Origin of the sequence: Variovorax ureilyticus (genome assembly GCF_037889935.1) — a bacterium.
In the GTDB taxonomy this organism is placed as follows: Bacteria; Pseudomonadota; Gammaproteobacteria; order Burkholderiales; family Burkholderiaceae_C; genus Variovorax; species Variovorax ureilyticus.
Map to the genome: position 1 here is coordinate 260608 of NZ_JBBKZU010000001.1, position 18067 is coordinate 278674.

An 18067-nucleotide genomic window follows, 5' to 3' on the forward strand; every position below is an offset into this window, starting at 1 on the left:
CACTCTCCTCGTTCAGTCCGACACCGACGTGCCAGGTTTGGGCCTACGCCCCTTGAAATCCACGATTGGCGCGAGTCGCGCCTCGCGCAACTCGTCCAAGGCAAAACCGAGCGCCTGCAACTGGGCGGGCGCGCGCTTCTTGCTGACTTTCTGGCCGGGCTTCGGCGCTGGCTCGTCACTCCAGACGATCTGCCAGCCCTGCGAGCCGCCGGCCCCCGCGACCCGCTCCAGCGTGCCGCGAAACTTCTTGCGGTTGGCTGCCACCTGCCCACCCGCGGCAGCGCCCATCGGCGCCTTGAGCGTGATGTCGATCACTTCGCCGACAAAACGCTCGAAATCCTGCTCATTGCGCAACGGGCGGTCAATGCCCGGCGATGACACCTCGAGACGCTTGTAATCAACACCGTCGACCTCGAGCGCAAACTGCAGCTGCCGAGTGACTTTTTCGCAATCCTCGACCGTTACGAACGGCTCAGGCGCTTCGCCGGCCGCATCAGGTGAATTGGGGCCATTCCATGGCAAATCAATCGTGACGCGCAGCAATCCACCGGCCGAGCGCTCGATCTCGACCAGGTCGTAGCCAAGTCCGGCCACGGTTTTTTCCACTGTCTGCTGCAATGCCACGTGTCTGTATGCGCCCTTGAAATGTTTGCTTGCCCTGCCGGCGCCGCCCGTCCCGCGTGAGCGCACCAAAAAAGCATCGACCAATAAAAAACGGGCGGTTGGTACCCGCCCGTTTGGTCGTGAGATTCGAATTATATGCCAAATGCGTTACGTAATAGCAGTTTCTATCGGCCGGCGGACGTCATCGAAGCACGGGATTGCCACCACACCCAGGAAAAAAGCATCGCGCCGATGGTCAAAGCTGCCGCGGCGACGAGCAACGGCATCGTGAATGATCCCGTGCGCTGGGCCAGCGGCGCGGCAAACAGAGGCCCGAGAATCTGCCCCACGCCATACGAGGCCGTTGCATACCCGATCAATCCGGAAGATGAATTGCCGCGCAGGCGGCGCGCATCCCGCATCGCAAAAAGAGTGATGGCCGTGAAAGGCATGCCCAACAGCAGGCTTCCCAGCGCGAAACCGGCAATCGTGGGCCAGACCACGGATAGCACCACTCCCAGGGCCTGAAGCAGGTACGCGACCGCCAGCAGCAGTCGGTTGTCCCAATGCACTGGTGCGCGCGCACCGATCAGGGCGCCCGGGACGACCGCCAGCCCGAAAAGCGGCCAGAACAGGTCGGGCCACGGCGATCCGGGGAGCGCATGGCGAGCAATCACCGGCAGGAAGGTCGCCGTGATGATGTAGCCGAACCCGGCAAGCCCGTATAAGGCGACAAGCCAGCGTGCGTCGCTGCGCAGGGTGGTCGCCTCGGCCGGCGCCGGCGCCGCAACGGCGGCACTTGCCGCGGCTGCATGCGCTTGCGCGCCGTCGCTGAAGACGAACCAGACCACCGCGACGAGCACGAGCGCCATCAGGCCGAGGCCGATCCATCCCGCTTCGGATCCCCAGCGTCCCACGGTGCCACCCAGGAGGCCGGTGACCGCGATGCCGATCCCTGGTCCGGCATAGATGACCCCGCCCAGAGCCGGTGCCCCGGTTTCCGCGAGCCGCCGCAGTCCCCAGCCGGATGCGAAGACGAAGGTCCACGCGCTCATGACTCCAGCGGCGGCCCGCAGGACGCTCCATGCGGCGAAGCCCTGCAGAAGTCCCATCCCGAGCAGCAGCGCGGCCGTCGCAACCAGCCCGCCGCGCACCATGCTGGCCGGACGGACGCGAATGGCGGCACAACTGAGCGCTCCCACGAAGTAGCCGAGGTAGTTCAGCGATGCAAGCAGACCGCCCGCCTGCAGGTCGAGCTTGCCTTCATGGAGCATGACCGGAAGCATCGGCGTGAACGCAAACCGCCCCAGTCCCATGGCGACCGAGAGGGCCACCATGCACGCCAGCGCTGCGCGCCAGGCATCGCGCCTGTCATCACTGATCAGCGACATTCGCGCTCCAGACACCTCTAATCGGCCAGGGCCGCAGCGACCAGCTTCTGCGTATAGGGATGCCCAGGTGCGTCGAGCACCTGCCCGACCGGGCCGGATTCGAGGATCGCACCGTCCTTCATCACGATGACCTGGTGCGCCATGGCCCGGATCACCTCCACGTCATGGGTGATCAGCAAATAGCTCAGGCCCCGTTCGCGCTGCAGGCGCTGCAGCAGCCCGAGGACCTGCTTCTGGATGGTCACGTCCAGCGCACTCGTGGGCTCGTCGAGCACCAGCAGCTTCGGATCGACGATCAGCGCACGCGCCACCGCGAGCCGCTGGCGCTGGCCGCCCGAAAACTCGTGCGGATAGCGGTCCAGCAGCGCCGGGAACTGCGCCTCGGTCAGGCCGACCTGGCCAAGCACATCGAGCGAGCGCGTTCGCCGGGCGGCCGCGTCGAGTTCCGGCGCGTGGACCGTCAGGCCCTCGCCCACGATCTGCTCGACTGTCATCCGGGGCGACAGCGAGGAAAAGGGATCCTGGAAGACGACCTGCATCACGCGCCGCAAGGCGCGGTCGCTGGCGCCGCCGGCATTCCAGCGCCGGCCGGCGACGTCGAGTTCGCCCTGATGCTTGAGCAGGCCCAGCGCCGCGAGCGCCAGCGTGGACTTGCCGGAGCCGGATTCGCCGACGACTCCGAGCGTCTCGCCCGGCGCGATGCGGAAGTCGGCGCCCCGCACCGCGACGAACTCGCCCTTGCGGAACCAGCCCGCAAAGCCGGGGCGCGGCACGGGGTAGATCACGCGCAGCGATTTCGCTGCCAGCACCGGCTCCGCTTGGCGCGCAGTCACAGGCGCCACATCCCGCTGCGGCCGGCTGTCGATCAGCTTGCGGGTGTACGGATGTCGCGGTGCATCGAAGACGGTGGCTACGGCGCCGTGCTCGATGAGGTGCCCGTTCTCCATCACCGCCACCCGATCCGCGAACCGCCGCACGAGATTGAGGTCGTGCGTGATGAGCAGCACCGCCATGCCGTACCTGCGCTGCAGATCGGTCAGGAGATCGAGGATCTGCGCACGCACGGTGACGTCGAGCGCGGTGGTCGGCTCGTCCGCCAGCAGCAGCCTGGGCCGGCAAGCCAGGGCCATGGCGATCATGGCGCGCTGGCGCTGTCCGCCGGACAACTGGTGCGGAAACGCCCTCGCCCGTCTCGCCGGCTCGGGAATGCCGGTATCCGCGAGCAGTTGCACCGCCGCCTCGTGCGCAGCCCGGGCCGAGAGCGCCTGATGCAGTTCGAGCACCTCGGCGATCTGATCGCCCACCGGGTAGAGCGCATTGAGCGCGGTCATCGGCTCCTGGAAGATCATCGCGATCTCCTTGCCTCGGATGCCGCGGAGCTTCGATTCCGGCAGGGCCAGAAGATCGCGGGCAGCGCCGCCCTCCTCGCCCGCAAAGTTTGCGACACCCGTCACGTCGGCGTTCTGGGCCAGCCGTAGCAGGCTCAGCGCAGTGACCGTCTTGCCGGATCCGGATTCGCCCACCAGCGCGAGCTTTTCGCCCTGGTCGATCTGGAAGTCGATGCCATGCACGACTTCCTTGTCGCCGAAGGCGACACGAAGGCCTTTCACCTCGAGCAAGGATTGCTTCATCGATCCGCCTTCCTGGGGTCGAGTGCGTCGCGCAAGGCGTCGCCCATGAAGGTGAGCAGCATCAGCGTGATCACGAGCACGCCGAAGGTCGAAAGCGAGATCCACCACGCATCGATGTTGGCCTTGCCCTGGTTCAGCAGTTCGCCGAGCGACGGCGTTCCCGGCGGTACGCCGAGGCCGAGGAAATCGAGCGAGGTCAGCGCCAGGATGGCCGCGCTCATGCGGAACGGCAGGAAGGTGACGACCGGCGTCATGCTGTTCGGCAGGATGTGCCGCCACATGATCTGCAGATTGCCCACTCCCAGCGCGCGGGCGGCGCGCACGTAATCCATCTGACGATTGCGCAGGAATTCCGCGCGCACGTAGTCGGACAGTCCCATCCACCCGAACAGGCTCAGCAGGATCAGCAGCAGCGCGACGCTGGGCGCGAACACCGCGCTGAAGATGATCAGCAGATACAACTCGGGCATGGAGCCCCAGATTTCGATGAAGCGCTGGAAGGCCAGGTCGACCTTGCCCGCGAAGTAGCCCTGCACCGCGCCCGCGGCCACCCCCAGCACCGTGCCGATCGCAGTGAGCGCGAGGCCGAACAGCACGCTCACCCGGAAGCCATAGATCAATTGCGCCAGCAGGTCGCGCCCGCGATCGTCGGTGCCGAGCCAGTTGTCGCGCGTCGGCGGCGCGGGACTCGGAGACTTGGCGAAGTAGTTGAGCGTCTTCGGCCCGTAGGTGTTGGGGGCATAGATCGCCCAGTTGCCGCCCTGCGTGATGCGATCGCGGATGAACGGATCGAGATAGTCGGCCGGCGTCTCGAAGTCACCGCCGAAGGTCTTCTCCGAGTAGTCCCGAAATACCGGGAAATAGACCTTGCCCTCGTAGCGCATGACCAGCGGCCGATCGGTCGAAAGCACTTCCGCGAAGAGACTCAGCACCACCATCGCGGCAAAGATCACGAGGCTCCAGAAGCCCAGGCGGTTGCGCTTGAAGCGCAGCCACGCGCGGCGTCCCGGGCTCAGCGATACGGGCTGGGCGGGCGGCGCGCTAGTCAAACTTCACCCTCGGGTCGACCCACACGTAGCAAAGATCGGAGATGAGCTTCGTCAAGAGGCCGATCAACGTGAAGATGTAAAGCGTGCCGAGCACCACGGGATAGTCGCGCCGGATCACGCTTTCGTAGCCCAGCAGGCCGAGACCGTCGAGCGAGAACAGCGTTTCGATCAGCAGCGATCCGGCGAAGAACGCGCCGATGAACGCGGCCGGCAGCCCGGTCACGATCGGAATCAGCGCATTGCGAAAGATGTGCTTCCAGAGCACCTGCCGTTCGCCCAGGCCTTTGGCCCGCGCAGTCAAGACGTACTGCTTGCGGATTTCCTCCAAAAACGCGTTCTTGGTCAGCATCGCGGTGACCGCGAAGCTGCCGAGCACCATCGCGGTCACCGGGAGCGTGATGTGCCAGAGGTAGTCGACGATGCGCGCTCCCCAGTTCATGTCGTCCCAGGTTGCGGAGGTCAGGCCGCGCAGCGGAAACCACTGCAACTGCCCGCCGAAGACCACGAGCAACGCCACACCGAGCACGAAGCCTGGAATCGCATAGCCCACAAGAATCAGCAGCGTCGTGACCAGGTCGAATCGCGTGCCGGCGCGAACCGCCTTCGCCACGCCAAGCGGCACCGCGACGCCATAGCTGATCAGAAAGGTCCAGAGCCCGAGACTGATGGATACCGGGAGTTTTTCGAGGATCAGCGTCCATACGTCCTTGTTCTGGAAGAAGCTGCGACCGAGGTCGAAGCGCGCGAATTGCCCCAGCATCTGCAAGAGCCTCTCGTGCGCCGGCTTGTCGAAGCCATACAGTGCCTTGATCTCCGCGAGCCGCTTGGGGTCGACTCCCTGGTCGCCCCGGTAGTTGGAGCCGCCGGACTCCACGCCGCCGCGCACATTCGCCCTCGCCTCGGCCAGGTACTGCTCGACCGGGCCGCCCGGAACGAACTGGATGACCACGAAGGTGACCAGCAGCACGCCGAGCAGGGTCGGGATGAACAACAGAAGCCGCTTCAGAACATAGGCCAGCATGCGCGTCTACCTCCGGTCGCCCTCGCGGGCCCACCATGTCGTCATGATCCAGTCCTCGGCCGACGCATAGGGCGGCATCGGCGGCTTGTAGTCCAGCCGCCATGCGTTGTAGGCGACGCGGTGCGCCGTCAGCGTCCATTGCGGAATCAGGTAGTGGCTCTGCATGATCACGCGGTCCAGCGCACGGCAGGCCGGCAGAAGCTCCTGCTTCGTCTCGGCGCGCACGATCTCCGCAACCAGAGCATCGACCACCGGGCTGCTCACACCCATGTAGTTGCCCGAGCTTTCCGTCTTGGCCGCCTTGCTGCCGAAGATGTCCGCCAGTTGCTGGCCGGGGTTGTTCGTGCCCGGGAAGTTGATCGTCGTGATGTCGAACTCGAACTTGTCCAGGCGCTGCTGGTAGAGCGCGAAATCGACCGAAGCGAAGCGGAGCGTGACGCCGAGCTTCTCCAGGTTGCGCATCCACGGCGACACGGTCCGCACGCCGCCTTCCTTGCTGTCGAGGTACTCGAGCACCATCGGCTCGTCCTTCGCATTGCGCAGCGCGCCGTCGCGATATTCCCAGCCCGCCTCCTTGAGCAACTCACGCGCGCGCCGCAGGTTGTTGCGCAGGGACTGCCCGGGACCATCGGTCGTGGGCGGCGTGTACATCGGTCCGAACACCGCATCGGGCATCTTGCCGCGCCAACGCTCGAGCAGCTTGAGCTCCTGCGGCGACGGCAAACCTTCGGCCGCGCATTCGGTGTTGCCGAAGAGGTCCCGCACGCGGGGATAGCCGTTGTAGAACATCTGGCGGTTCATCCACTCGTAGTCCAGCGCAAGACCCAGGGCCTCGCGCACGCGCGGATCCTGCAGCAGCGGACGCCGGCTGTTCAGCACGTAGCTCTGAAATCCCGACGGCAACCGGTGGGTGAACTCCCGCTTGACCAGTTCGCCGGAATCGAAGCGCTTGCCCGTCACCCGGCGCGCCCAGTCGCCGGCCGAGTAGAAGCTCATCATGTCGAACTCCCCCGCCTTCAGGGCTTCTAGGCGAGCGGTGTTGTCCTTGTAGATCTTGATCGTGATGCGATCGAAGTTGCTGGTCCCCCGCCGCACGTTGAGGTCGCGCGCCCAGTAGTTCGGGTCGCGCACATAGGTGATGTCCTTGCCGAAGCGCACCGGTCCGATCTTGTAGGGACCGCTTCCGATCGGGATGTCCATCACGACCTGATCGAAGGGCTTGGCCTTGCCGTTTTCCATGCCCCATCGCCGGCTGAAGACGGGCAGGCCGCCGACGATCAGCGGCAGCTCGCGATTAGGCTTCTTGAACTTGTAGCGGATGGTGTGGGCATCGACCACCTCGGTGCCATCGACGTCCTCCAGCAGGGTCTTGTAAGACGGCGAGACATACGGCCCGACCAGCGTGTCGTAGCTGTACTTGACGTCCGCGGCCTCGACCGGCGTGCCGTCATGGAAGCGCGCCTCCGGCCGGAGCGTGAAGGTCGCACTGAGTCGGTCGGGGGAGACGACGATGTCCTTCGCCAGCAAACCATACCCGGAGGCGGTCTCGTCCATGGAGCCCGCCAGCAGGGAATCGAACATCAGCCCGCCCAGGTAGGCCGGCGGCGCGCCCTTGATCGTGAACGGGTTGTACTTGTCGAAGGTGGAGTAGCGCAGGTTGCTCACGAGCCGCAGTTCGCCACGCTTCGGTGCATCAGGATTGACGTAGTCGAAATGCGGAAATCCCGCCGGGTACTTGAGATCGTCCCACATCGCATAGCCGTGCGCCGCCCATGCGGGAAACGCGCATGCCATCAACCACCAGCACCAGAGAAGCCGCATGCGAGAATTCTGCCCAAGATTTTCACGAGGTCGTTCCATGGGCTTTCTTTCCGGCAAAAAACTTCTGATCACCGGCGTTCTGAGCAATCGTTCCATCGCCTACGGCATTGCCAAGGCCTGCCACGAGCAAGGCGCCGAACTGGCGTTCAGTTACGTGGGCGAGCGATTCAGGGACCGCATCACCGAATTCGCAGCCGAGTTCGGCTCCAAGCTGGTCTTCGACTGCGACGTCGCCGACGATGCGCAGATCGACAAGCTCTTCGCCGACCTGGCCCAGACGTGGCCCAAGTTCGACGGCTTCGTCCACAGCATCGGCTTCGCACCGCGCGAGGCGATCGCCGGCGATTTCCTCGACGGTCTCTCGCGCGATGCCTTCAAGACGGCGCACGACATCAGCGCCTACAGCTTCCCGGCCATGGCCAAGTCGGCCCTGCCCTACCTCAACGACAAGTCCGCGCTGCTCACGCTGACCTACCTCGGCGCGGTGCGCGCGCTGCCCAACTACAACACCATGGGCCTGGCCAAGGCCTCGCTCGAGGCCTCGGTGCGGTATCTGGCCGAATCGCTCGGACCGAAAGGCATGCGCGTCAACGGCATCAGCGCCGGCCCGATCAAGACGCTCGCGGCGAGCGGCATCAAGGGCTTCGGCAAGATCCTGTCGGCCGTGGCCGAGGTCGCGCCGATCCGCCGCAACATCACGATCGAGGAAGTGGGCAACGTCGCCGCCTTCCTGCTCAGCGACCTCGCGAGCGGCGTGACGGCCGAGATCACCTATGTCGACGGCGGCTTCAGCCACGTCGTCGGAGGCATCGCCGAACCGGCCGCCTGAACACCGGCTGTCGCGCACGATAATCCTGGCATACCTAGAGACGCCAGGGAGTAGACAGTGAGTTTTTCCATTCGCCTGGGCCGCGAGGCCCGCATGGCCATTTCGCGCCGATCGTTCCTGCTGGCTGCTGCCGGCGCAACCTTCGGCCTTGCCCGCATCCCGGATGCGGGCGCGCAACCTGCGCAGAAGGCGCCCGCTCCGGTCATGCTGGCCGAGGTGTACCGCCCCGGCATGCCGCTGGACGACTACTGGGTCAGCGAGAAGTACGACGGCATCCGAGGCTACTGGGACGGCAAGCAGTTGTGGACACGCAGTGGCGAACTCATCGCCGCGCCCCGCTGGTTCACCGAAGCGCTGCCCGCCGAGCCCCTGGACGGCGAGCTCTGGGCCGGTCGAGGCCGCTTCTCCCAGACCGTCTCGACCGTACGCAGCCAACCGCCGTCGGACGCGGCCTGGCGCGAGATCCGCTTCATGGTTTTCGACGTGCCGGCCCAGCCCGGCGACTTCACCGCGCGGCTCGCGTACCTGCGCAAGCTGCTGCCCATCACGAGCGTGCCCTGGGTCGTCGCGGTCCCGCAGCAGCGCGCTACGACGGCCGAGGATCTCGAGGCCCTACTCGAGAAGACGATGCAGATGGGCGGCGAAGGCCTGATGCTGCACCGCGGCGCATCGCGCTATCACGCAGAGCGCAGCAACGACCTCCTCAAGGTCAAGGCGTATGACGAAGCCGAGGCGCGAGTGGTCGGACATGTCGGCGGACGTGGCAAGCATGGTGGGCGCCTCGGCGCCCTGCTCGTCGAGATGCCCGAGGGCAAGCGATTCAAACTCGGCGGCGGCTTCACCGATGCGGAGCGCGAGAACCCGCCCCCGGTCGGCGCATGGGTGACCTACCGCTACAACGGCACGAACCCGTCCGGCGTGCCGCGATTCGCCCGCTTCCTGCGCGTGCGCGAGGACATGGACTTCTGATCGCGCGCAGCCGCCGCAATAAAGCCTGCGGCGGCTGCAGCCCGGTCAAGCGGCGCGCACGCAATCGGCGTAGTAGCGCTTCCTGCCGGAGTCGTCGATCCGCGCGACCAGCCCGTGGATGTCGGTCTCGAAGCCCGGGCACTGCGTGTTGAACTCGCGCGCGAACTTCAGGTAGTCGACGATCTTCTTGTTGAACACCTCGCCCGGGATCAGGAGCGGAATGCCGGGCGGATACGGCGTGATCAGGCTGGTGGTGATGCGGCCTTCGAGCTCGTCGATCTCCACGCGCTCGGTCTTGCGGTGCGCGATGTGGGCGAAGGCGTCGCTGGGCTTCATGGCGGGTGTCAGGTCGCTCAGGTACATCTCGGTGGTCAGCCGCGCGACGTCGTAGCGCGCATAGAGTTCGTGCACGTGGTGGCACAGGTCGCGCAGTCCGAGCCGCTCGTAGCCCGGATGCTGCTGGCAGAACTCCGGCATGATCCGCCACATCGGCTGGTTGCGCCCGTAGTCGTCCTTGAACTGCTGCAGCGCCGTGAGCAGCGTGTTCCACCGGCCCTTGGTGATGCCGATCGTGAACATGATGAAGAAGCTGTAGAGGCCCGTCTTCTCCACGATCACGCCGTGCTCCGCGAGGAACTTCGTGACAATCGCCGCCGGAATGCCGGTCTTGGCGAACTTCCCGTTCAGGTCCAGCCCCGGCGTCACGATGGTCGACTTGATCGGGTCGAGCATGTTGAAGCCATCGGCCAGTGCGCCGAAGCCGTGCCACTTCGCGGTGCGCGACTCGCCCTTGATGATCCAGTCGTCGGCTCGGCCGATGCCTTCTTCCACGAGCCGCTCGGGGCCCCAGACCTTGAACCACCACTCGTCCTTGCCGAATTCGGCTTCGACTTTGCGCATGGCGCGGCGGAAATCGAGCGCCTCGAGGATGCTTTCCTCCACCAGCGCGGTGCCGCCGGGCGGCTCCATCATCGCGGCGGCCACGTCGCAGCTCGCGATGATCGCGTACTGCGGGCTGGTCGACGAGTGCATCAGATAGGCCTCGTTGAACAGGTCGCGATCGAGCGCGCGGTTCTGCGAATCCTGCACCAGCACGTGGCTGGCCTGGCTGATGCCGGCGAGCAGCTTGTGCGTGGACTGGGTCGCGAACACCAGCGATTCCTTGGGCCGCACACGGCGCTTGCCCATCGCGTGATAGGCGCCGTAGAACGGATGGAAGGCCGCATGCGGCAGCCACGCTTCGTCGAAGTGCAGCGTGTCGACGTAGCCATCGAGCATGCCCTTGATCGTCTCGGTGTTGTAGATCACGCCGTCGTAGGTCGATTGCGTGAGCGTCATCACGCGCGGCTTGACCTTGTCGGCATCCACATGCGAGAGCAGCGGATTGGCGCGGATCTTCGCCTTGATCGCGGCCGGTTCGAATTCGCTCTTGGGGATCGGGCCGATGATCCCGAAGTGATTGCGCGTCGGCTTCATGAAGACGGGAATGGCGCCGGTCATGATGATCGCGTGCAGCACCGACTTGTGGCAGTTGCGGTCCACCACCACCACGTCGTCCGGCGCCACCGTGTGATGCCACACCATCTTGTTGCTGGTGCTGGTGCCGTTGGTCACGAAGAAGCAATGGTCGGCGTTGAAGATGCGCGCCGCGTTGCGCTCGCTGGCCGCCACCGGGCCGGTGTGGTCGAGCAGCTGGCCGAGTTCCTCCACCGCGTTGCAGACGTCGGCGCGCAGCATGTTCTCGCCGAAGAACTGATGGAACATCTGGCCGACCGGGCTCTTCAGGAAGGCCACGCCGCCCGAGTGCCCCGGGCAGTGCCACGAATACGAACCGTCTTCCGCGTAGTCGATCAGCGCCTTGAAGAACGGCGGCTGCACGCCCTCCAGGTAGCTCTTGGCCTCGCGAATGATGTGTCGGGCCACGAACTCCGGCGTGTCCTCGAACATGTGGATGAAGCCGTGCAGCTCGCGCAGGATGTCGTTCGGGATGTGCCGCGAGGTCTTGGTCTCGCCGTAGATGTAGATCGGCACGTCGGCGTTCTTGCGCCGCACTTCGCCGATGAAATTGCGCAGATTGAGAACGGCCGGATCCAGGTCCGGCCCGACCGAGAACTCCTCGTCGTCGATCGACAGGATGAACGCGCTGGCGCGGCTCTGCTGCTGGGCGAACTGGCTCAGGTCGCCGTAGCTCGTGACGCCAAGCACCTCGAAACCTTCATTCTCGAAAGCTTGAGCCAGCGCGCGAATGCTGAGCCCCGAGGTGTTCTCGGAGCGGAAGTCCTCGTCAATGATGACGATCGGAAAACGAAATTTCATGAGCGTGGCTCCGGAAGGGCTAGCAAATAGGCGCGAAGTGTACGGAATTCAGATGAAGGCGCATGTCGTCCTTCGCCTTTGCCACAATCGCCGTGTCTAAACGCACTGAGAGGATTGGCTATGGCAAGTTCCACCGTCTGGTGGCTCATGACGGGGGCGGCCATCGTGCTCGAGCTGATTTCAGGGACCGGCACGGTCTATCTGCTGCTGATCGGCGGCGGCTTCGCTGCCGCGGCGGTGTCTACGCATCTGGGCGCCTCGCTCGGGACGCAGTTCATCGTCGCGGCCGTGGTCAGCGTGTCGGCGGTGATCGTCTGGCACGCCATCCGCCGCCGGCGCCCTCCGGGACCGCCCGTCTCCGCCAATCCCGACGTGAACCTGGACATCGGCGAGCACGTGCAGGTCGATGCCTGGAACGCGGACGGCACCGCCCTCGTACGCTATCGCGGCACACAGTGGACCGCGGTCGCACGCGCCGGCGACGTCCCCGCTGCCGGACAGCACAGGGTCGTCGAAGTGGTCGGCAGCCGCCTCGTCGTCGAGAAGCTCTGAGTCAGGAAAAGGAAGGAAACCGCTCAATGGAATACGCCCTCGTTCCCCTCGTCATCCTGGGGATCGCCATCATCTTCATCACCCAATCGATCAAGTTCGTGCCGCAGCAGAACGCCTGGGTTCGCGAACGGCTCGGGCGGTATCACGGGACCATGTCACCGGGACCCAACTTCCTGGTCCCTTTCATCGACCGCGTCGCCTACCGGCACAGCCTGAAGGAAATCCCGCTCGACGTGCCGAGCCAGGTCTGCATCACGCGCGACAACACGCAGTTGCAGGTGGACGGCATCCTGTACTTCCAGGTGACCGACCCGATGCGTGCGAGCTATGGCTCGTCGAACTACGTCATGGCCATCACGCAGCTCGCGCAGACCACGCTGCGCAGCGTCATCGGCAAGCTCGAACTGGACAAGACCTTCGAGGAGCGCGACATCATCAACGCCCAGGTGGTCTCGGCCATCGACGAGGCGGCGCTCAACTGGGGCGTGAAGGTGCTTCGCTATGAGATCAAGGACCTCACGCCGCCCAACGAGATCCTGCACGCGATGCAGCGCCAGATCACGGCGGAACGCGAGAAGCGCGCGCTGATCGCTGCCTCCGAAGGCCGCCGCCAGGAGCAGATCAACATCGCCACGGGCGAGCGCGAGGCCTTCATCGCACGGTCCGAAGGCCAGAAGCAGGCGCAGATCAACAACGCGCAGGGCGAGGCAGCCGCCATCACCGCGGTGGCCGAAGCCACTGCCGGCGCGATCGAGCGCATTGCCGCCGCGATCCGCCAGCCGGGCGGCGAGCAGGCGGTGCAACTCAAGGTGGCGGAACGTGCCGTGGACGCTTACGGCAAGGTGGCTGCCGACGCGACGACCACGTTGATCGTCCCGAGCACCATGAACGAGACCGCTGCCCTCATCGCATCGGCGATGCGGATGGTGCAAGCGGGCAAGACATCGAGCACCTGAATGGGATAGGGGCCCGCGCACTGCTACAATCGTGGGCTTCGGAGCGGTGGATGAGCGGTTTAAGTCGCACGCCTGGAAAGCGTGTGAGGGTTAATAGCCCTCCGCGGGTTCGAATCCCGCCTGCTCCGCCAAAAAAAACGATTTGCAGGCAGCCTCCAACTGCCGTCGGAACCGTCCAAAAAGCCCCGCTCGCCGGGGCTTTTTTGCGTCTGCAACGGGGCGTGCACGCGAGCAGGACAAACGTCGAAGCAACTCGGCCAGCGCGTCGGATTGAGAGACATCTGATGGGCTCCGCACCCCGGAGTAAATAGAGTGTTGCAAGGCGGCCAGCAGCCGTCTTGTTTGACCCTCGACCTCCGGACTCATCCCATGGCACGCTTTCATCACCCCAGCCTTGTCGCGGGGCTTCTCGTTTCAGCCCTCACTCTCGGCGCCAGTGCTGCCGAACACGCGCACTGGTCGTACAGGAGCGGCACCGGGCCCGCGCAATGGGCCGCACTCGACCCTGACAACCAGCTCTGCAAAAGCGGACTTCAGCAATCCCCCATCGCGCTCAAGACGCGCGAATCGAAGCGCTTGAACGAGCACGACATCTCGATCCACTACGGCTTGGCGAAAGGCCAGTGGGTCAACAACGGCCATACCATCCAGTTCAATGTGGACGGCCCTGCGAGCAACACCGTCGCATACAAGGCCGGCAGCTATGCGCTCGCGCAGCTCCACTTCCATACGCCCAGCGAGCATCACCTCAATGGCAAGTCGTTCCCGATGGAAATGCATCTGGTGAACAAGGACGCCAGCGGAAAGATCACCGTCGTGGGTGTTTTCATCAGGCAAGGCGCGAAGAACGCGGCACTGGCCGGGCTGTGGGAGCACTTGCCGGCGCCGGATGCGGCGCCGAAGACTGGGGAAGTCGACCTCGCTTCGCTTCTGCCGGCGTCACGCAAAGCCATGGTCTATGGCGGATCGCTGACCACGCCGCCGTGCTCCGAGGAGGTGAACTGGATCGTCATGGAGCAGCCGATCGAGATGTCGCGCCAGCAGATCCAGGCTTTCCAGAAGCTGTTCCGAGATAACCACCGCCCCGTCCAGCGGGGCCATGGGCGCAAGGTGGTCGAGGAAGCGGCCATGTGATCCGAGTGCGCATGAAAAAAAAGGGCCCCGAAGGGCCCTTTTTTCATGGTCTGCGCTGCCGATCAGCTCGCGCCGCGCACCACGGCGATCTGCGTACGCTGGCCACCCTTGTAGGTGTAGAGCGTCAGCGCACCGTTCTTGACGTCGCCCTTCTCGTCGAAAGCGATCGGACCGGTCAGGCCCTTGTATTCGATCTTGCCAACTTCAGGCAGGTACTTCTCGGGATCGGCGGAGCCGGCCTTTTCCATGGCGGCGGCCAGCACGTTCACGGCGTCATAGACATAGGGTGCATAGATCTGCACTTCCACGCCGTTCTTTTCCTTGAACTTGGTCTTCCAGGCATCCAGCGGTGCCTTGAAGTCGCCTTCCACGCCGCCGGCTTCGGCGCACACGACCATGTCTTCGCCGATCGCATCGCCCGCCAGCTTGGCGAGTTCGCCGGTGCACAGGCCGTCGCCGCCCATGAACTTGACGTTCATGCCGAGTTGCTTGACCTGCTTGAGCATCGGGCCGCCGACGGCGTCCATGCCGCCGAAGAAGAGGATGTCGGGCTTGGCGCCCTTGAGCTTCGTCAGGATGGCGTTGAAGTCGGTCGACTTGTCGGTGGTGAATTCGTGGCCGACGATGTTGGCGCCGGCGGCCTTGGCGGCCTTCTCGAATTCTTCTGCGACGCCCTGGCCGTACGCGGTGCGGTCGTCGATCACGGCGATGTTCTTGCCGTTCAGCTTTTCGACGGCGTACTTGCCGAGCGTGCCGCCGAGTTGCGTGTCGTCAGCCACCACGCGGAAGGTGGTCTTGAACCCCTGGCGGGTGTACTTGGGGTTGGTCGCCGACGGCGAGATCTGCGGGATGCCCGCGTCGCTGTACAGTTTGGAAGCCGGGATGGTGGTGCCGGAATTCAGGTGACCGACGACGCCGTTGACCTTGCTGTCGACCAGCTTCTGTGCAACTGCGGTGCCCTGCTTCGGATCGGCTGCGTCGTCTTCGGCGAGCAGTTCGAACTTGGCGACCTTGTCACCGATCTTGATGCCCTTGGCGTTCAGGTCCTCGACGGCCATGCGTGCGCCGAGTTCGTTGTCCTTGCCGAGGTGCGCAATGGCGCCGCTGGTCGGGGCAACGTGACCGATCTTGACGACCAGCGTTTCAGCCGGAGGTGCAGCCGGTGCCGGCGCCGCTGCGGTCGGGGCAGGAGTGGCAGCGGGTGCAGCAGCTTCTTCCTTTTTGCCACAGGCCACGAGCGCGAGAGCAGCCAGTGCGACCGCAGTCCATTTCAATTGCATGGGGAACCTCCAGAACATGATTGAGTGAAGTTGAAAACCGGTCTTGCGAACCCGGCGCTTTCGACTCAGCAAATATCGCGCCGCGGTCGCTTGGCGCCCACGCGCTCTCCGACCTGGCGCGCAGTTTAGCCCAAGGATCGAGGGGCAAACGTTGGCGTAGACCCGGGGTTTTCCGTTAGTTCACGGGCCAAGGATTCGCTCACCAGATCACGCAAAACCGCTTCGATTTGCTTGCGAAGCGCGGGGATCATCGTGTCCAGGTGATGCTGAACGGCGGCTGACACCGCGTCGCTCACCCGCTCCTCGAGCGAGAGGTCCACACGCTGCAGAACGCGGTGCAGCAACTGCTCTTCGAGCCTGAAGGCCTCGGCCTCGGAAAGCCGTGCCTCGGGGCTCAGCGCGACCGCCTCGGAAAGCTTCGTGACCACGGGCGGCGGCTCGATCGGCGGGGTGTCCGACGGCGCGGTCAAAAGGGGCGAAACCGGCGGCGTTTCCTGCGACGGCTCGAACACCGTCGTCAACGTCGGAACGAAGCGCGGCGGCGTGCGTGGCGTCGACATCAGTTTGCGCTTGCGCCGTAGGGATACGTACGGATCGCGTACCCGCGGTCCTTGTAGTGGCGCCAACGGGCGCGGCCGGCCTGCTTGTCGGCGTCGTCGCTGCCGACGATGTCGATCAGGCGTTCGAAGCGTTCGAACCTGGTCGGCAGTTCCGCGCCGAGGTTGACGAGGATCGGCCGGTCCGGCAGCGAGGTCGTGCCACTCTCAGCCAGCACGACAGGCGAGCGCTCGACGATATGGTCTTCGTCGCCGCTGCGGCAATGCGCGATGAACTCGGTTGGCTGCAGGGTCCAGAGGGACTGGTCGATCGCATCCAGCGTCGCCGGATCGGCCATGACCACGAGACGTGCGCCGTGCGCGCCGACGGCCTTTCGCAGCAGACGACAGGCGTAGCTCACCTTGTCCGGCATGTTGTAGTGGCCGTCGATCTCAGTCACTTGGCGCGCGCCTTTGGAGTGGTCTTTCGCGCGGTCTTGGGCGCCTTGACCGAAGCCGATCCGGCGTCGCCTTTGCGGCTCTCGGTCAGCAGGTAATTGAGCAGCAGGCCGACCGGCCGGCCGCTCGCGCCCTTGGCCGCCCCGCTCTTCCAGGCCGTACCCGCGATGTCCAGGTGAGCCCACGGGAAGTCGCTGGTGAAGCGCTGCAGGAACTTGGCGGCCGTGATCGCGCCGCCTGCGCGGCCCGCGATATTGGCGACGTCGGCGAAATTGCTCTTGAGGCCCTCGGCGTAGTCGTCGTCGAGCGGCATGCGCCAGCAGCGGTCCTGCGACTGCTCGCCGGCCGTGGTCAATGCGGTGGCCAAGGCGTCGTCGCTCGAGAAAAGACCGCTTCGCACGCCACCGAGCGCCACCACGCAGGCGCCGGTGAGGGTCGCGATATCGACGACGGTCGACGGCTCGAAGCGCTTGGCGTAGCTCAGGGCATCGCAAAGGATCAGGCGGCCTTCCGCATCGGTATTGAGCACCTCGATGGTCTGGCCGCTCATGCTGGTCACGACGTCGCCCGGCTTGACGGCGCGGCCGTCGTTCATGTTCTCGCACGCCGGCACGAGGCCGATCACGTTGATCGCCGGCTGGATGTCGCCCAGCGCACGGAACACGCCGAGCACGCTCGCCGCGCCGCACATGTCGAACTTCATTTCGTCCATTTCGGCGGCGGGCTTGAGCGAAACGCCGCCGGTGTCGAATGTGATGCCCTTGCCGACCAGCACGACAGGCGCCTGGTGCCGCGGCGCGCCGTGGTAGCGCAGCACGATGAAGCGCAGCGGCTCCGCCGAGCCCTGCGCCACGGCCGAGAACGCACCCATGCCGAGCTTGGCGACCTCCTTGGGCCCGAGCACTTCGCATTTCACGTTCGGGAGCTTGGCAAGTTCTTCGGCGGCGCCGGCCAGCATGGTCGGCGTGCAGTAGTTGGCCGGCCGGTTCGCCCATTCCTTGGCGACTTCGATGCCGGCCACGGTCGCGGCCGCTTCGTCGAATGCCCGGCGCAGCCCGCCGGCGTCCGGGAGACCGAACACGACTTGCTTGATCGTCCGCAATTCCGCCTTCGACTTGGTGGTGCCGTAGACGTAGCTGGCATCGGCCGTCGCGATCACGGCACTCCCCAGCGCGGCGCCATCCAGCGGCTGCGTGGCTGCGATGACGATTCGCTTGGGATTCGATCCCTTCGCCGCACCGACCGCAGCGGCCACCGCGGAGCGGACCGAAGCGGCCTTCCCGTCCCCCGACGACACCAGCACCACACGCGGCGCGGCGATCCCGGCGGGCCTGTACAGCGCCAGCAATTTGCCGGATTTGTCAGGCAGGTCGCCGGCCTTGCGGGCGTCGGCGATCAGTGCGGAAAGCGCGTCCTTGGCGGTGGTGGACCCGGCTGCCACGAGCACGATGAGCACATCGGCCTTTTCGGCGGCAGCCTGGGCGGCGGAGAGGGTCTTGAGTTGAAAGTCCATAATCCTT

General features: G+C 65.2%; 16 protein-coding genes and 1 tRNA gene. 6 read left to right on the forward strand and 11 right to left on the reverse strand.

What is annotated here, in order from left to right:
* Positions 1–12 precede the first annotated feature (12 nt).
* From rimP to WKW77_RS01325, 6 genes are all read right to left on the reverse strand, one after another.
* Complete coding sequence (gene rimP / locus WKW77_RS01300) at positions 13–624, reverse strand: ribosome maturation factor RimP (protein WP_340355018.1); 612 nt, start codon at positions 622–624, stop codon at positions 13–15.
* Positions 625–788: 164 nt separating this feature from the next.
* Positions 789–1994 (reverse strand): YbfB/YjiJ family MFS transporter, encoded by a 1206-nt coding sequence (locus WKW77_RS01305; RefSeq protein WP_340355019.1) that lies wholly within the window; start codon positions 1992–1994, stop codon positions 789–791.
* Positions 1995–2011: 17 nt separating this feature from the next.
* Positions 2012–3625, reverse strand: coding sequence for an ABC transporter ATP-binding protein (locus tag WKW77_RS01310; protein WP_340355020.1), 1614 nt, complete (start codon positions 3623–3625; stop codon positions 2012–2014).
* The gene (locus tag WKW77_RS01315) at positions 3622–4674 is read right to left on the reverse strand and encodes an ABC transporter permease (RefSeq protein WP_340355021.1); all 1053 of its coding nucleotides are present in this window, start codon (positions 4672–4674) and stop codon (positions 3622–3624) included. The genes WKW77_RS01310 and WKW77_RS01315 overlap by 4 nt, the downstream gene beginning before the upstream one ends.
* Positions 4667–5695: a microcin C ABC transporter permease YejB gene (locus WKW77_RS01320; protein ID WP_340355022.1), complete on the reverse strand. Its 1029-nt coding sequence runs from the start codon at positions 5693–5695 to the stop codon at positions 4667–4669. Before WKW77_RS01320 ends, WKW77_RS01315 begins: the two co-directional genes overlap by 8 nt.
* 6 nt (positions 5696–5701) lie before the next feature.
* The gene (locus WKW77_RS01325; protein WP_340355023.1) at positions 5702–7516 is read right to left on the reverse strand and encodes an extracellular solute-binding protein; all 1815 of its coding nucleotides are present in this window, start codon (positions 7514–7516) and stop codon (positions 5702–5704) included.
* Positions 7517–7553: 37 nt separating this feature from the next.
* On the opposite strand from WKW77_RS01325, the gene fabI reads away from it, so the two are divergent.
* Together fabI and WKW77_RS01335 are read left to right on the forward strand one after the other, a co-directional pair.
* Positions 7554–8345: an enoyl-ACP reductase FabI gene (gene fabI, locus WKW77_RS01330; RefSeq protein WP_340355024.1), complete on the forward strand. Its 792-nt coding sequence runs from the start codon at positions 7554–7556 to the stop codon at positions 8343–8345.
* 93 nt (positions 8346–8438) lie between these two features.
* Complete coding sequence (locus WKW77_RS01335; RefSeq protein WP_422823117.1) at positions 8439–9314, forward strand: DNA ligase; 876 nt, start codon at positions 8439–8441, stop codon at positions 9312–9314.
* Between the two features lie 45 nt (positions 9315–9359).
* Here the strand turns inward: WKW77_RS01335 and WKW77_RS01340 are convergent, their stop codons facing one another.
* The gene (locus WKW77_RS01340) at positions 9360–11630 is read right to left on the reverse strand and encodes an Orn/Lys/Arg family decarboxylase (protein WP_340355026.1); all 2271 of its coding nucleotides are present in this window, start codon (positions 11628–11630) and stop codon (positions 9360–9362) included.
* A 120-nt stretch (positions 11631–11750) separates the two neighbouring features.
* Between WKW77_RS01340 and WKW77_RS01345 the strand changes: the two genes are divergently transcribed.
* The 4 genes from WKW77_RS01345 (at position 11751) to WKW77_RS01360 (ending at position 14272) form a co-directional block, all read left to right on the forward strand.
* Entirely contained in the window at positions 11751–12182 is a 432-nt protein-coding gene (locus WKW77_RS01345) for an NfeD family protein (protein WP_340355027.1), read from the forward strand.
* A gap of 26 nt (positions 12183–12208) precedes the next feature.
* Positions 12209–13138: an SPFH domain-containing protein gene (locus WKW77_RS01350; RefSeq protein WP_340355028.1), complete on the forward strand. Its 930-nt coding sequence runs from the start codon at positions 12209–12211 to the stop codon at positions 13136–13138.
* A gap of 40 nt (positions 13139–13178) precedes the next feature.
* Positions 13179–13269, forward strand: a tRNA-Ser gene (locus WKW77_RS01355).
* Between the two features lie 238 nt (positions 13270–13507).
* Positions 13508–14272 carry a carbonic anhydrase gene (locus tag WKW77_RS01360; RefSeq protein WP_340355029.1) on the forward strand — a complete coding sequence of 255 codons (765 nt, stop codon included), beginning with the start codon at positions 13508–13510 and terminating at the stop codon, positions 14270–14272.
* 62 nt (positions 14273–14334) lie between these two features.
* On the opposite strand, the gene WKW77_RS01365 is transcribed toward WKW77_RS01360, so the two are convergent.
* From WKW77_RS01365 to WKW77_RS01380, 4 genes are all read right to left on the reverse strand, one after another.
* Entirely contained in the window at positions 14335–15552 is a 1218-nt protein-coding gene (locus WKW77_RS01365; RefSeq protein ID WP_340355030.1) for a branched-chain amino acid ABC transporter substrate-binding protein, read from the reverse strand.
* A 125-nt stretch (positions 15553–15677) separates the two neighbouring features.
* The gene (locus WKW77_RS01370) at positions 15678–16112 is read right to left on the reverse strand and encodes a hypothetical protein (RefSeq protein WP_340355031.1); all 435 of its coding nucleotides are present in this window, start codon (positions 16110–16112) and stop codon (positions 15678–15680) included.
* Positions 16112–16549, reverse strand: a complete 438-nt coding sequence (locus tag WKW77_RS01375) for a DNA polymerase III subunit chi (protein WP_340355032.1) — start codon at positions 16547–16549, stop codon at positions 16112–16114. The genes WKW77_RS01370 and WKW77_RS01375 overlap by 1 nt, the downstream gene beginning before the upstream one ends.
* The gene (locus WKW77_RS01380; protein WP_340355033.1) at positions 16546–18060 is read right to left on the reverse strand and encodes a leucyl aminopeptidase; all 1515 of its coding nucleotides are present in this window, start codon (positions 18058–18060) and stop codon (positions 16546–16548) included. Before WKW77_RS01380 ends, WKW77_RS01375 begins: the two co-directional genes overlap by 4 nt.
* Between the last annotated feature and the right edge of the window lie 7 nt (positions 18061–18067).

Coding starts and splice junctions, on each gene's coding strand:
- WKW77_RS01305 (WP_340355019.1), bottom strand. CDS start 1,994: ATGTCGCTGATCAGTGATGACAGGCGCGATGCCTGGCGCGCAGCGCTG.
- WKW77_RS01310 (WP_340355020.1), bottom strand. CDS start 3,625: ATGAAGCAATCCTTGCTCGAGGTGAAAGGCCTTCGTGTCGCCTTCGGC.
- WKW77_RS01320 (WP_340355022.1), bottom strand. CDS start 5,695: ATGCTGGCCTATGTTCTGAAGCGGCTTCTGTTGTTCATCCCGACCCTG.
- WKW77_RS01325 (WP_340355023.1), bottom strand. CDS start 7,516: ATGCGGCTTCTCTGGTGCTGGTGGTTGATGGCATGCGCGTTTCCCGCA.
- fabI (WP_340355024.1), top strand. CDS start 7,554: ATGGGCTTTCTTTCCGGCAAAAAACTTCTGATCACCGGCGTTCTGAGC.
- WKW77_RS01335 (WP_422823117.1), top strand. CDS start 8,439: ATGGCCATTTCGCGCCGATCGTTCCTGCTGGCTGCTGCCGGCGCAACC.
- WKW77_RS01340 (WP_340355026.1), bottom strand. CDS start 11,630: ATGAAATTTCGTTTTCCGATCGTCATCATTGACGAGGACTTCCGCTCC.
- WKW77_RS01345 (WP_340355027.1), top strand. CDS start 11,751: ATGGCAAGTTCCACCGTCTGGTGGCTCATGACGGGGGCGGCCATCGTG.
- WKW77_RS01350 (WP_340355028.1), top strand. CDS start 12,209: ATGGAATACGCCCTCGTTCCCCTCGTCATCCTGGGGATCGCCATCATC.
- WKW77_RS01360 (WP_340355029.1), top strand. CDS start 13,508: ATGGCACGCTTTCATCACCCCAGCCTTGTCGCGGGGCTTCTCGTTTCA.
- WKW77_RS01365 (WP_340355030.1), bottom strand. CDS start 15,552: ATGCAATTGAAATGGACTGCGGTCGCACTGGCTGCTCTCGCGCTCGTG.
- WKW77_RS01370 (WP_340355031.1), bottom strand. CDS start 16,112: ATGTCGACGCCACGCACGCCGCCGCGCTTCGTTCCGACGTTGACGACG.
- WKW77_RS01380 (WP_340355033.1), bottom strand. CDS start 18,060: ATGGACTTTCAACTCAAGACCCTCTCCGCCGCCCAGGCTGCCGCCGAA.